Below are 13,598 nucleotides of genomic sequence, written 5' to 3'. Positions count from 1 at the left end.
ATGGCGTGACGCAGACTCCGCAGCCCCCCGGCTCCGACGACGGCCACCCGGAGGTCGAGGAACTGGCCGACCTCGCCGAGGGCCTGACGTCCCCCGCCCGCAGCCAGGATCTCCACCGCCACCTCGACGGGTGCGCCACCTGCCGTGAGATCCGGGAAGCCCTCGACGGCGTACGCGGGCTCCTCGGCAGCCTCCCGGAGCCCGCGCCGATGCCGTCCGAGGTCGCCGGGCGCATCGACGCCGCGCTGGCGGCCGAGGCGCGCTACGCCGTCGATGCGTCCGCCGCCGATGTTTCACGTGAAACCGCGTCGCCGGATACCCACGTGCCCGCGCCACGCGAGGCCGTTTCACGTGAAACACGGCCCAGCCGCTCGCACCGGCGCCCCGCCGCCCACCGCGCCGACGCCACCGGTCCCGGCCGGCGCGCCCGGCGCTGGTCGCGCGTCGTCCTCGGCGCCGCCGGGGCGGCCGCGGTCGTCGCGCTGACTGTCGTACTCGTCCAGCTCCCGCAGAGCGGCGGAGACGACGGCGGCGGGGCCGCGGACATGTCGGCGAGCCAAGAGAACTCTCAGGGAGCCGCCCCGAAGGCGGTGCCCAGCGAGGGCAGCCAGGGCCCGCTGAGCCCGGGGACCCTGGAGTCCCGGGTCCTCGGCATGCTCCCGCAGCCGGAGCAGCGGGACAGCGCCGGCTCCGGCGAGGGCGCCACCGGCACCGACGACGATCCGCTGCTCGCCGAGGGGGACGCCCCGCAGGTGCCGTCGTGCGTACGGGCCGCCGTCAACCGCACCGAGGCACCGCTTGCGGCCAAGACGGACACGTACGAGGGAACGTCCGTCTACGTCGTCGTGCTGCCCCACGCCGACGACCCACAGCGAGTGGACGCCTACGTGGTGGATTCCTCCTGCGAAGCCTCCCCGGATCAGCCGGGCGAGATCCTGCACCGCGACACGTTCCGGCGCCCCTGAGCCGCGCCCACCCCCGCGGGAATGTCCGGCCCGTAGGATCCGTTGGGTGGGTGAGAGGGACAGGACGGCAAGGGTCCCCGCCCCCTTCAGGCAGCCGGTCGTAGACAAGGAAGAGTCCGTGAGCGACGTTCGCAACGTGATCATCATCGGCTCGGGGCCGGCGGGGTATACCGCCGCGCTGTACACCGCCCGCGCCGCGCTGCAGCCGCTGGTCTTCGAAGGAGCCGTCACCGCCGGTGGCGCGCTCATGAACACCACGGACGTGGAGAACTTCCCGGGATTCCGCGAGGGGATCATGGGGCCGGATCTGATGGACAACATGCGGGCACAGGCGGAGCGCTTCGGCGCCGAGCTGGTCCCCGACGACGTGGTGGCCGTCGACCTCACCGGCGACATCAAGACCGTCACCGACACCGCGGGCACGGTGCACCGTGCGCGGACCGTGATCGTCGCCACCGGCTCGCAGCACCGCAAGCTGGGGCTGCCGCGGGAGGACGAGCTGTCCGGCCGCGGCATCTCGTGGTGTGCCACGTGTGACGGCTTCTTCTTCCGCGAGCAGGACATCGTGGTGGTGGGCGGCGGCGACACAGCGATGGAGGAGGCCACGTTCCTCTCCCGCTTCGCCAGCAGCGTCACGGTGGTCCACCGCCGGGACAGCCTGCGCGCCAGCAAGGCGATGCAGGAGCGGGCCTTCGCGGACCCGAAGATCTCGTTCATCTGGGACAGCGAAGTCTCCGCCATCCACGGCGGCGACAAGCTCTCCGGTCTGACCCTGCGGAACACCAAGACCGGCGAGGAGTCCGAGATCGCGGTCACGGGTCTGTTCATCGCCATCGGGCACGACCCGCGCACGGAGCTGTTCAAGGGTCAGTTGGAGCTCGACGGAGAGGGCTACCTCACGGTCGACGCCCCCTCCACCCGCACCAACCTCACCGGGGTCTTCGCGTCGGGCGACGTCGTCGACCACACGTACCGCCAGGCGATCACCGCCGCCGGGACGGGTTGCTCTTCGGCGCTGGACGCCGAGCGCTACCTCGCCGCGATCGCCGACCAGGAGAAGTCGGCGGAGCCGGAGAAGGTCGCAGACGCCGTCTGAGACCGAGCAGCCATCAACGCACAACGAACGTAAGGAGTACGCCATGGCCGGTGCCACGGTGACCGCAACCGATGCGGACTTCGAGGAGAAGGTCCTCAAGAGCGACAAGCCCGTACTGGTCGACTTCTGGGCTGCCTGGTGCGGCCCGTGCCGCCAGATCGCGCCGTCGCTCGAGGCCATCGCCGCGGAGAACCCCGAGAAGATCACCGTCGTCAAGCTCAACATCGACGAGAACCCGGCCACGGCCGCGAAGTACGGCATCATGTCGATCCCGACGATGAACGTCTACCAGGGCGGCGAGGTCGTGAAGACCATCGTCGGCGCCAAGCCGAAGGCCGCCCTGGAGCGCGACCTCACCGAGTTCATCGGCTGAACAAGCGATCCTCGTTTCACGTGAAACGTGCGCGTGGCGCGTGAAACAACGAGGCGGACAGACGAAGGGCCCGTCCCCGCGAGGACGGGCCCTTCGTCGTGCCGGGGGCCGGTCTCAGAGCGGGCGCAGCACGGGATCCTTCCGCCCGGCGCCGAGGAGCTTGTCGAGTGCCATCTCCACGTCCTCCTTCCACGAGATCGCGGAGCGCAGCTCCAGCCGCATCCGGGGATAGCGGTGGTGGGGCCGAACGGTCTTGAAGCCGACCGACACCAGATGGTCCGCGGGCAGGACACACGCCGGTTCCTTCCACGCCGCGTCTCCGAACGCCTCGACCGCTTTGACGCCCCGGCGCAGAAGATCCTTCGCGACGGTCTGGACGATGGTCCGGCCGAGGCCCTGGCCCTGATACCCCGGGTTGAGCCACGCGGTCATCAGTTGCACGGCGTCCGCCGACACCGGGCTCGTCGGAAAGGCGAGGGAGCGGGGCACGTAGGCGGGCGGGGCGTACATGACGAACCCGGCCGGCACATCGTCGACGTAGACGACCCGGCCGCAGGATCCCCACTCCAGCAGGACGGCGGAGATCCAGGCTTCCTTCTCCCGCTCCAGGTGCCCGGACTTCGCGGCGGCCTCACCGCTGACGGGGTCCAGCTCCCAGAAGACGCACGAGCGGCAGCGCCGGGGGACGTCCGGGAGATTGTCCAGGGTGAGCGGTACGAGCCTTCGCCCCATGAAGCCCGATCCTCTCCTTCACCGGCATCCCCCTCGATACCCGTATGCATCGTATCCGGAGACGACAAAACAGGCCGCGGATTGGGTCCGCGGCCTGTCTCGTGGGGAACGAGGAGGGGAGGGGTCACTCGTCCTCGTCGGCGTCCTCGTCCGTCAGCCTCTTCTCCAGCACCCTGCCCTCGCCGGGCGCCATCGACCCGAGGATGCGCTCCAGATCCTCTATCGAGGCGAACTCGACGACGATCTTTCCCTTCTTCTGCCCGAGATCGACCTTCACCCGGGTCTCGAAGCGGTCGGAGAGCCGGGACGCGAGATCGGTCAGCGCGGGAGACATCCGGTTACCGGCCCGCGGCGCCTTCGGCCGGCGCCCGCTCCTGGGCTCCGACCCCATCAGGGTCACGATCTCCTCGACGGCCCGCACCGACAGCCCCTCGGCCACGATGCGGTGCGCCAGCCGGTCCTGCTCGCTCGCGTCCTCCACGGACAGCAGCGCCCGCGCATGGCCCGCCGAGATCACCCCGGCCGCCACCCGCCGCTGCACGGGCGGCGAGAGCCGCAGCAGGCGCAGCGTGTTGGAGACCTGGGGGCGGGAGCGGCCGATCCGGTCGGCGAGCTGGTCGTGCGTGCACTCGAAGTCCCGCAGCAACTGGTCGTAGGCGGCGGCCTCTTCCAGCGGGTTGAGCTGTGCACGATGCAGGTTCTCCAGCAGCGCGTCCAGGAGGAGCTTCTCGTCGTCCGTGGCGCGGACGATCGCGGGGATCCGCTCCATGCCCGCCTCGCGGCAGGCACGCCAGCGGCGCTCACCCATGACCAGCTCATAGCGGTCCGGGGCCAGCCGGCGGACGACGACCGGCTGGAGGAGCCCGACCTCCTGGATGGAGGTGACCAGTTCGGCGAGGGAGTCCTCGTCGAACACCTCACGCGGCTGCCGCGGGTTCGGCGTGATGGCGTCCAGCGGAACTTCGGCGAAGTGCGCACCGGCCACTTCGCCGCTCTCCGCGGCACCCTCGACGGCCGGCGGCGCCTCGTAGGCGTGCTCCGGCGGCACCTGCTCCTCGTACCCCTGTGTCTCGGGCTGGGACGCCCGCTCCGACACTATGACGGGCACCGCTCCCGGCGACATGGTGGCGCCGCCGACCAGCGGTCCCGAATCATCGGCGGGAGTGGGAGCGGCGGGGATCAGCGCCCCCAGCCCGCGGCCCAGTCCTCTGCGTCGTTCTGTCACTGAGCCCCTCCGTCATGCCCCTCGTGATGAGCTTCACCCTGCTCGGGCATACCGCGCAGGGCCATCTCGCGAGCCGCCTCCAGATAGGAGAGCGAGCCGCTCGACCCCGGATCGTAGGTGAGAACCGTCTGCCCATAACTCGGTGCCTCGGAGATACGCACCGAGCGCGGGATGCTGGTCCTCAGCACCTCGGCGCCGAAGTGGCCGCGCACCTCGTCCGCCACCTGGGAGGCCAGGCGCGTCCTCCCGTCGTACATCGTGAGGAGGATGGTGGACACGTGCAGCCGGGGGTTGAGGTGCCCGCGCACCAGGTCGACGTTGTGCAGCAGTTGACCCAGACCCTCCAGCGCGTAGTACTCGCACTGGATGGGGATGAGCACCTCGTTGCCGGCCACCATGGCGTTGACCGTCAGCAGGCCGAGCGACGGCGGGCAGTCGATGAAGATGTAGTCCAGCGGCTGCTCGTAGGCGTCGATCGACCGCTTCAGCCGGCTCTCCCGCGCCACCAGCGAGACCAACTCGATCTCCGCACCCGCGAGATCGATGGTCGCCGGTGCGCAGAACAGTCCCTCGACATCCGGGACCGGCTGCACCACCTCGGCCAGCGGCTTGGCCTCCACCAGGACGTCGTACACCGACGGCACCTCCGCGTGGTGGTCGACGCCCAGTGCGGTCGAGGCATTGCCCTGCGGGTCGAGGTCGATGACCAGCACCCGGGCCCCGTGCAGAGCCAGCGATGCCGCCAGGTTGACCGTGGTGGTGGTCTTGCCTACCCCACCCTTCTGGTTGGCGACGACCATCACGCGGGTCTGCTCAGGGCGTGGCAGACCCTGACCGGCCCGCCCGAGCGCCTCTACGGCGAGTTGAGCGGCACGGCCGATCGGAGTGTCGTCCATCGGAGGCGGTGTTTCACGTGAAACATCCGCTGATTCGGAGCGGGGACCGGGGACCGGATCGGCCATCGGCCCCGCGACATTGGCGTCGGACCGCAAGGATTCACTCTCCTCGACTTCAGACTCGCACTGCACAGAGCCTGCCATGCTTTCGGGGTCGCGAACCAGCGAGGCCCGTCCTCCTGTGGATGATTCCTTGTCCACAGCCGACTGGCGGGCCTCTACGGCACCACGTCCTCGGCTGAGGATCCCGGGGAGCAACGAACGATGTTTCACGTGAAACACGATGCACAGCCCCGCGGGCACCACCGCCGCGACACTCCGGTGTATGTACGGTAGGCGGCTTTAATGGACCGATCGGCCCTCTTTCGGATACGAGCAGACTAACGGCGTCGGCCGTGCCCGCCGCGACCGCCCTTCCGAGCGGCCCGGGCCCGCTTGGCGGCGAAGCGCACGCCTCCCGGGCTCTCGCCCACCACGGCCCGCACCACGGTCGCCGGCGGGTCCACCACCTCGGCTCCGACCTGGACGATCTCGGTCTCCGTGACGCCGAGCTTGTGCAGCGCGGCCTTCGAGGCGCGGAGCTCCTCCTCGGCGCTCTCGCCCTTGAGCGCCAGCATCTCCCCGTACGGGCGCAGCAGCGGAACGCCCCAGCCGGCCAGCCGGTCCAGCGGGGCCACCGCCCGCGCGGTGACCACATGGACGGGCTCCAGCGTGCCGAGGACCTCCTCGGCCCGGCCGCGGACGACGGTCACCTGCTGCTCCAGCCCCAGCAGCTCGGTCACCTCCTGCAGAAACCGGGTCCGCCGCAGCAGCGGTTCGAGCAGCGTGATCCGCAGGTCGGGACGGACGAGCGCCAGCGGGATGCCGGGCAGCCCGGCGCCCGAGCCGACGTCGCAGACCGCGACGCCGTCGGGCACCACCTCGGCGAGCACCGCGCAGTTCAGCAGGTGCCGCTCCCAGAGGCGGGGGACCTCCCGCGGGCCGATCAGCCCGCGCGTGACCGCCGTGTCGGCCAGCAGCTCGGCGTAGCGCACCGCGTCCGGAAGGACAGCGCCGAACACCTTGTGGGCGGCCTCCGGCACCGGCGGGAGATCCGCAACATCGGACACGGGGAGGTCCTCTCGCTGGGGCGCCGGCGGGTGGGCGGCGGCAGGTGGCAGGGGAGCAGTCCGGGCCGGTCCGGTCGGCTGGCCCAGGGGTGGATCAGCTACGTTCCGGTCAGGCCGGGAGCACGACCACGCGCCGCTCGGGCTCCTCGCCCTCAGACTCGCTGCGCAGCCCCGCGGCCTTCACCGCGTCGTGCACCACCTTGCGCTCGAACGGGGACATCGGCCGCAGCTTCTCCGGCTCGCCACTCTCCTTCACCCGCTCCACGGCCTCGGTGCCCAGCTCGGTCAGCTCCTCCCGCTTGCGCGCCCGGAACCCCGCGATGTCCAGCATCAGCCGGCTGCGGTCGCCCGTCTCCCGGTGCACTGCCAGCCGTGTCAGCTCCTGCAGTGCCTCCAGCACCTCGCCGTCGCGCCCCACGAGCTTCTGCAAATGGCGGTCCGACGCCCCTTCGCCGATGATCGACACCGAGGCCCGGCCGCCCTCGACGTCCATGTCGATGTCGCCGTCGAGGTCCGCGATGTCGAGCAGCTCCTCCAGATAGTCGGCGGCGATCTCGCCTTCCTGCTCCAGGCGCGTCAGGACGTCCTCGGCCGTGGCCTCGGTCTGCTCGGCCTGGGTCTCCATCTCCGAACCGGCTTCGCCGGTCGCGGAAGCGGTGTCCGTCACGTGGGGGCTCCTTCTTACTTCTTCGACGGGTGCTTGGGCCGCTGGGGCCCCTTACGCTGACCGGACTTCGCGTTACGGGCGTTACCGCCCGAACCGCCGCGGCCGGATGAGCCGCCCGCCTTCTTCTTCGCGGCGCTCGACGCGGGCTTCTTGTCCTCGGGCTCCGCGGCTTCGTCCTCGCCCTCGCCCTCCTGCCGCTGGCCGGAGCCGCCGGACTGGGCGTGGCTGCGGCGCTGGGACTTCGACTGCCGCTTCGGCTGCTGCCGCCGGCCCGGCTCGCCGCCGCCGGGCTTGGCGTCCGCCAGCGGCGTCTCGCTCTTGATCACGGTGCCGTCCGCCTGCGGCAGCAGATCATGCTTGGCCAGCGCCGAGACGAACTTCCGCTCGTCCTCGTTGCGGTCCTTGCCCTTGGCGACCATCTGCTTGACGACGTAGCGGTCGCGCCGGCCGCGCACGCCGCTGTGGGCGATGACGTGCTTCTGCATGCGCTCCAGCAGGTGCGCGTAGGACTTGCTGCCCGGGGTGGGGTTCCGCTTGATCACGTACATCTGCTGGCCCATGGACCACACGTTGGTCGTGAGCCAGTAGATCAGGACGCCGACGGGGAAGTTGATGCCGAAGACGGCGAACATGAGCGGGAAGATGTACATCAGCATCTTCTGCTGCTGCATGAACGGCGTCTTGACCGTCAGGTCGACGTTCTTCGTCATCAACTGGCGCTGTGTGTAGAACTGCGACCCCGACATCAGGACGATCATGATGACGGTGACGACCCGCACGTCGGCGAGCGTGGCGCCGAGGCTCTCCACCTTGCTCGCGCTGTCCATGAACTTCGCGGCGATCGGGGCGCCGAAGACGTGGGCCTCACGGGCCTGCTCGACCTGCGTCGCGTTGAGAACGCCGACCTCGTGGTTACCGGCGATCTTGTTCAGCACCTGGAAGAGGGCCAGGAAGAAGGGGGACTGGGCGAGGATGGGAAGACAGCTCGAGAGCGGGTTGGTACCCGTCTCCCGGTACAGCTTCATCATCTCCTCGGACTGGCGCTGCTTGTCGTTCTTGTAGCGCTCCTGGATCGCCTTCATCTTCGGCTGCAGCACCTGCATGTTCCGGGTCGCCTTGATCTGCTTCACGAAGAGCGGGATCAGGGCGACGCGGATCACAACCACCAGCGCGACGATGGACAGACCCCAGGCCCATCCGCTGTCCTCGGGGAACACGAGGCTGAACAGCGAGTGGAACTGGACGATGATCCAGGAAACTGCCGTATACAGAGGACCGAGGATCGTGTCCACGAATCAGGCTCCTTGGGCGTTGGGCTGCGTCTTGCCCAGCCGGCTGCGCAGCCGCTGGTGCCAGACCGGACGCTTACGAGGCGGTACATGATCGACTCCGCCGAGCGACCACGGGTTGCAGCGCAGGATGCGCCACGCCGTCAGGGCAGTACCCTTCAGCGCGCCGTGCAGCCGGATCGCCTCATAGCCGTAGTGCGAACACGACGGGTAGTACTTGCAGACCGGCCCCAGCAGCGGGCTGATGGTCCACTGGTACAGCTTGATCAACCAGAGCAGTGGATACTTCATCGCGGCGCCCTTCCCAGCAACCGCCCCAGCGCTGCGTCCAGGTCATCGCGCAGCCGGTCGAAACCGGCCTCCGCGGCGCCGGGCAGCGCCCGTACGACCACCAGGCTACCTGCGGGCAGCAGATCCATCCGATCCCGTAGGAGATGACGCAGGCGACGCTTGACGAGGTTGCGCGCGACCGCCGGTCCGACGGCCCTGCTGACGACGAAACCCGCACGCGGCGGGGAGGCGTCCTCCCCGGCGGCATGCGGGTCACCGCCGCTGTTCAGATGGACGACGAGCAGCGGGCGGCCGGCCCGTCGTCCGCGGCGTACCGCTCGGGCGAAGTCCTCGCGCCGCCGCAGCCGGTGCTCAGCGGGCAGCACGGGCACACCAGCGGGTCAGGCGGACAGGCGTGCGCGACCCTTGGTGCGACGGGCCGTGATGATGGCACGGCCGGCGCGGGTACGCATACGCAGCCGGAAGCCGTGCGTCTTGGCACGCTTGCGGTTGTTCGGCTGGAAAGTGCGCTTGCTCACTCGGGGGCTCCAGGAGAGTTGTCACGGGTGGGTAGGCGCCGAACGGCTGCCACCGTGCGCCCTCGAGCCGGCTCGTCATCCCCCGACACGTGACATGATCACTGTCGCGGCCTGAGACTGATCGGAGGCAGGCGGCAGCAGCCGTCGACATCTCGACCTCGACACGGTACGCGGGCGGCAGCCGTCCGGTCAAACCCGCCCCGTGCGGCCGACACGCCACAGGACACTGTGCACAGCCTGTGGACAGCGACTTGAATGGGGCAGCTCGGCGTGACTACCGTGGCTGGACTTCCGACCCTTGCGCGGATCCGTCCCACCCGTCCCGAGATCACACCTTCGTGACCTGCCGTGACCCGAAAGAGCGTGCCCCGTGGCCGACCTGCCTGCCGATCTCGCTGCAGTCTGGCCACGCGTGCTCGAGCGGCTTCTCGCGGACGACCAGGGCATCGAGGCCAAGGACCACCGGTGGCTGCGCGACTGCCAGCCCCTCGTCCTCGTCGCCGGCACCGCCGTGCTGGCCGTGCCCAACGAGTACGCGAAGGGCGTCTTCGAGGGCCGCCTCGCCTCCAAGATCACCGACGCGCTGAGCCACGCCTGCCACCAGCCCATCGGCCTGGCGGTCACCGTCAGCCCCGGCGAGCCGGAGTCGAAGGCGCCGCAGCAGGCCCCGCCGCCGCAGTCCGGCCCCGAACCCGGCGCGCCCGGTGCGCACGTGCCCCACCCCCCGCAGGGTCCGCAGCCGCCGGCGCACGAGCAGACCGGGCACCCCGGCGCCCCGCAGCTCCCGCTGCCCCACACCGTCGCGCAGCCCACGCACCAGAGCCACCAGAGCCACCAGGGTCACCAGAGCCACCACGCGCCGCACCAGAGCCACGGCGGGCCCCTGCCGGAGACGCCGTACGACGCCTACAGCCGCCAGGCGCCCGGCGACGACCGCCTCCCCACCGCCGCACCGACCTACCCCGAGTACGCCCAGCCGCGCCCGGCGCCGGCCGCCTGGCCCCGCGCCGACCACCACCCGGGTCCGCCCGGCGCCCAGCCGGACGGCGCGGGCGGCACCGACGGCACGGACTTCTACGCGGCCCACGACCACCTCGCGCAGCGCCCGGCCCACGACAGGTACGCCCCTCCCGGGGGCCACAACGGCGGGCACACGGCGGGCCACCCCGGGGCCCACGGCCCCTCCGGCGCCCCGATCCCGCCGCTGGTGCAGGCCATGGGGAACGTCGAGCTGCCCGCCCCCAGCGGCGCGCCCGGCCCGCTCGCCGCCCAGCCGGCCCCGGCCACCGGACCCGGTGAGCCGACCGCGCGGCTGAACCCGAAGTACCTCTTCGACACCTTCGTCATCGGCGCCTCCAACCGCTTCGCGCACGCCGCGGCGGTCGCGGTCGCCGAGGCCCCCGCCAAGGCGTACAACCCGCTGTTCATCTACGGCGAGTCCGGCCTGGGCAAGACGCACCTGCTGCACGCCATCGGCCACTACGCCCGCAGCCTCTACCCCGGCACCCGGGTGCGCTACGTGAGCTCCGAGGAGTTCACCAACGAGTTCATCAACTCCATCCGCGACGGCAAGGCGGACACGTTCCGCAAGCGCTACCGCGACATGGACATCCTCCTGGTCGACGACGTCCAGTTCCTGGCGAGCAAGGAGTCGACGCAGGAGGAGTTCTTCCACACCTTCAACACGCTGCACAACGCGAACAAGCAGATCGTGCTCTCCAGCGACCGGCCGCCCAAGCAACTGATCACCCTGGAGGACCGGCTCCGCAACCGCTTCGAGTGGGGTCTGATCACCGACGTGCAGCCGCCGGAGCTGGAGACCCGGATCGCGATCCTGCGCAAGAAGGCGGTCCAGGAGCAGTTGAACGCGCCGCCGGAGGTGCTGGAGTTCATCGCCTCCCGGATCTCCCGCAACATCCGCGAGCTCGAAGGCGCCCTGATCCGGGTCACCGCCTTCGCCTCGCTCAACCGGCAGCCGGTGGACCTCGGGCTCACCGAGATCGTGCTGAAGGACCTCATCCCCGGCGGCGAGAACGCCGCACCGGAGATCACCGCGGCCGCGATCATGGCCGCCACCGCCGACTACTTCGGGCTGACGGTGGAGGACCTCTGCGGCTCCTCCCGCAGCCGCGTGCTGGTCACCGCGCGCCAGATCGCCATGTACCTGTGCCGGGAGCTGACGGACCTCTCCCTGCCGAAGATCGGCGCCCAGTTCGGCAACCGGGACCACACCACCGTCATGCACGCGGACCGCAAGATCCGGGCGCTGATGGCCGAGCGGCGCTCGATCTACAACCAGGTCACCGAGCTGACCAACCGCATCAAGAACAGCTAGCGGCCCCGCCGCCGTCCCGTACGCCCGTCGCCGCCCCGCGCCGCCCCTCACCGGCCCGCGCGCGCCGCGCTTCCCGGGCGCCGCGCGCGCCCCCGCGCCGCCCTCCAGAGGGCTTCTGCACAGCCCTCTCCCCGCGCGTCCCCCCGCCCCGGCCGCGTACCCGAACAGCCGAGCCCCCGCGCCCTGTTCGATTCACGGCCCTGACCAGGCACTTCTCCACACCTCGGTGCCTTTTCGGCTGTCCACACCCTGGGGACCGGCACGTTACCCACGGGCGGGTGTGGACGCGATCTGGACAACTCGCGTCCGCGCAGCTCACCGGGGTGTGGATTTGTGGGCGACGGTTCCCCACAACCTGTGGACACGCTCCGGCGGCTCGACCGGCGCCGACCGCTGTCCACCGCGGAAGACCACTCACCCACAGAAAACACCGCTCTGTACACAGCCTGTCCACAAGTCTGTCCACTGTTCGGCAACGCAACGCGCCCTTTCACCGGGTCGAGTGAAAGCCGTCACACCGAGGGGCAGGATTGGCTGTGCAGAAACACGGGTAACACTGGGGACGGAGCTGTGGCTAAGTGGCCCCTTCCTGTGAACGGCCTGTGCACAGCCGGCCGCCGTCCACAGGAACCGCGGGTTATCCACCCTTCGTCCCCAACCCGCCTGTGGGCAAAATTCGCGGGCTGACCTGCGCAGACAGGGTTTTCCACGGTTTCCACAAGCCCTACTACTACCTCTACACGTATCTAGCTCGGAATCCGCTTCGAAGCGGGGCCTGTGCACAAGTGCGGTCGACGGCCTCCGAGGCCGGCTGCGACGAGTTGACCCCGACCCGCCCCCCGTGTCGGTGCCGTGCGTCAGACTGGTCCCCCACACCAACCGAGCCGGCAAGGGCCGAGAGCACCAGGAGGCGGTCTCCGTGAAGATCCGGGTGGAGCGCGACGTACTCGCGGAGGCAGTGGCGTGGGCAGCGCGCAGCCTCCCGGCCCGGCCGCCCGCGCCGGTGCTCGCCGGACTGCTGCTGAAGGCCGACGGCGCGGACGGCGGGACGCTCAGCCTCTCCGGCTTCGACTACGAGGTCTCGGCCCGCGTCTCCGTGGAGGCGGACGTGGAGGAGGACGGCACGGTCCTCGTCTCCGGGCGGCTGCTCGCCGACATCTCCCGTGCACTTCCCAACAGGCCTGTGGAGATCTCCACCGACGGCGTGCGGGTCAGCGTGGTCTGCGGCTCCTCGCGGTTCACCCTCCACACCCTGCCTGTGGAGGAGTATCCGGCGCTGCCGGAGATGCCGACCGCGACCGGCACGGTCTCCGGCGAGGTCTTCGCCTCCGCCGTCGCGCAGGTGGCCATCGCCGCCGGCCGGGACGACACCCTGCCGGTGCTCACGGGCGTGCGCATCGAGATCGAGGGCGACACGGTCACGCTGGCCTCGACGGACCGGTACCGGTTCGCGGTCCGGGAGTTCCTGTGGAAGCCGGAGACCGCCGACGCCTCTTCGGTGGCGCTCGTCCCCGCCAAGACGTTGCTGGACACGGCCAAGTCGCTGACCAGCGGCGACATCGTGACTCTCGCGCTGTCGGGCGCCGGTGCCGGCGAGGGCCTGATCGGGTTCGAGGGCGCCGGGCGGCGCACGACGACGCGGCTGATCGAGGGCGACCTGCCGAAGTACCGCACGCTCTTCCCCACCGAGTTCAACTCGGTGGCGGTCATCGAGACCCCGCCGTTCGTCGAGGCCGTCAAGCGCGTGGCGCTGGTGGCCGAGCGGAACACGCCGGTGCGGCTGAGCTTCGAGCAGGGCGTGCTGACGCTGGAGGCCGGGTCGAGCGACGACGCACAGGCTGTGGAAAGGGTGGAAGCGCAGCTCGAGGGCGACGACATCTCGATCGCCTTCAACCCCCTTTTCCTGCTCGACGGGCTCAGCGCGATCGACTCGCCCGTGGCGCAGCTCTCGTTCACGACGTCGACGAAGCCGGCGCTGCTCAGCGGCAGGCCCGCGCTCGACGCCGAGGCGGACGAGGCGTACAAGTACCTGATCATGCCCGTGCGGCTGAGCGGCTGAGGTCCGGCGTAGGCTCGGACCCGACAGTCGCGCAGAGGACGAA

14 protein-coding genes are annotated in these 13,598 nt (G+C 70.4%); 5 read left to right on the top strand and 9 right to left on the bottom strand.

The window, feature by feature from the left end; genetic code table 11:
• Positions 1 to 5: 5 nt before the first annotated feature.
• From O7599_RS19770 to trxA, 3 genes are all read left to right on the top strand, one after another.
• Entirely contained in the window at positions 6 to 965 is a 960-nt protein-coding gene (locus tag O7599_RS19770; RefSeq protein WP_281616931.1) for a hypothetical protein, read from the top strand.
• 118 nt (positions 966 to 1,083) lie between these two features.
• Positions 1,084 to 2,061, top strand: a complete 978-nt coding sequence (gene trxB, locus O7599_RS19765) for a thioredoxin-disulfide reductase (RefSeq protein ID WP_281616930.1) — start codon at positions 1,084 to 1,086, stop codon at positions 2,059 to 2,061.
• Between the two features lie 43 nt (positions 2,062 to 2,104).
• Positions 2,105 to 2,434: a thioredoxin gene (trxA, locus tag O7599_RS19760; RefSeq protein WP_348652553.1), complete on the top strand. Its 330-nt coding sequence runs from the start codon at positions 2,105 to 2,107 to the stop codon at positions 2,432 to 2,434.
• A 114-nt stretch (positions 2,435 to 2,548) separates the two neighbouring features.
• Here trxA and O7599_RS19755 read toward each other — a convergent pair whose 3' ends face one another.
• The 9 genes from O7599_RS19755 to rpmH form a co-directional block, all read right to left on the bottom strand.
• A complete protein-coding gene (locus O7599_RS19755) occupies positions 2,549 to 3,166 on the bottom strand; it encodes a GNAT family N-acetyltransferase (RefSeq protein ID WP_281616929.1) in 618 nt (205 codons plus the stop codon).
• A gap of 124 nt (positions 3,167 to 3,290) precedes the next feature.
• Entirely contained in the window at positions 3,291 to 4,391 is a 1,101-nt protein-coding gene (locus O7599_RS19750; RefSeq protein WP_281616928.1) for a ParB/RepB/Spo0J family partition protein, read from the bottom strand.
• Positions 4,388 to 5,431 carry a ParA family protein gene (locus O7599_RS19745; RefSeq protein ID WP_281616927.1) on the bottom strand — a complete coding sequence of 348 codons (1,044 nt, stop codon included), beginning with the start codon at positions 5,429 to 5,431 and terminating at the stop codon, positions 4,388 to 4,390. Before O7599_RS19745 ends, O7599_RS19750 begins: the two co-directional genes overlap by 4 nt.
• 236 nt (positions 5,432 to 5,667) lie before the next feature.
• Positions 5,668 to 6,396, bottom strand: a complete 729-nt coding sequence (rsmG, locus tag O7599_RS19740) for a 16S rRNA (guanine(527)-N(7))-methyltransferase RsmG (protein WP_281616926.1) — start codon at positions 6,394 to 6,396, stop codon at positions 5,668 to 5,670.
• Positions 6,397 to 6,505: 109 nt separating this feature from the next.
• A complete protein-coding gene (locus O7599_RS19735) occupies positions 6,506 to 7,021 on the bottom strand; it encodes a R3H domain-containing nucleic acid-binding protein (RefSeq protein ID WP_281623441.1) in 516 nt (171 codons plus the stop codon).
• Positions 7,022 to 7,077: 56 nt separating this feature from the next.
• Entirely contained in the window at positions 7,078 to 8,355 is a 1,278-nt protein-coding gene (yidC, locus tag O7599_RS19730) for a membrane protein insertase YidC (protein ID WP_281616925.1), read from the bottom strand.
• A gap of 3 nt (positions 8,356 to 8,358) precedes the next feature.
• Complete coding sequence (yidD, locus tag O7599_RS19725) at positions 8,359 to 8,643, bottom strand: membrane protein insertion efficiency factor YidD (protein WP_281616924.1); 285 nt, start codon at positions 8,641 to 8,643, stop codon at positions 8,359 to 8,361.
• Entirely contained in the window at positions 8,640 to 9,008 is a 369-nt protein-coding gene (rnpA, locus tag O7599_RS19720; RefSeq protein WP_281616923.1) for a ribonuclease P protein component, read from the bottom strand. Before rnpA ends, yidD begins: the two co-directional genes overlap by 4 nt.
• A gap of 15 nt (positions 9,009 to 9,023) precedes the next feature.
• Complete coding sequence (gene rpmH, locus O7599_RS19715) at positions 9,024 to 9,161, bottom strand: 50S ribosomal protein L34 (protein WP_027773413.1); 138 nt, start codon at positions 9,159 to 9,161, stop codon at positions 9,024 to 9,026.
• A 370-nt stretch (positions 9,162 to 9,531) separates the two neighbouring features.
• Here rpmH and dnaA point away from each other — a divergent pair, with 370 nt between their 5' ends.
• Entirely contained in the window at positions 9,532 to 11,496 is a 1,965-nt protein-coding gene (dnaA, locus tag O7599_RS19710) for a chromosomal replication initiator protein DnaA (protein ID WP_281616922.1), read from the top strand.
• Between the two features lie 919 nt (positions 11,497 to 12,415).
• Positions 12,416 to 13,555, top strand: coding sequence for a DNA polymerase III subunit beta (gene dnaN, locus O7599_RS19705; protein WP_281616921.1), 1,140 nt, complete (start codon positions 12,416 to 12,418; stop codon positions 13,553 to 13,555).
• The last annotated feature ends 43 nt before the right edge of the window (positions 13,556 to 13,598 follow it).

The organism is Streptomyces sp. WMMC500, from assembly GCF_027497195.1.
GTDB lineage: Bacteria > Actinomycetota > Actinomycetes > Streptomycetales > Streptomycetaceae > Streptomyces.
Note: the sequence above shows the minus strand (reverse complement) of the source record. Positions and strands in the feature narration are given on the sequence as shown.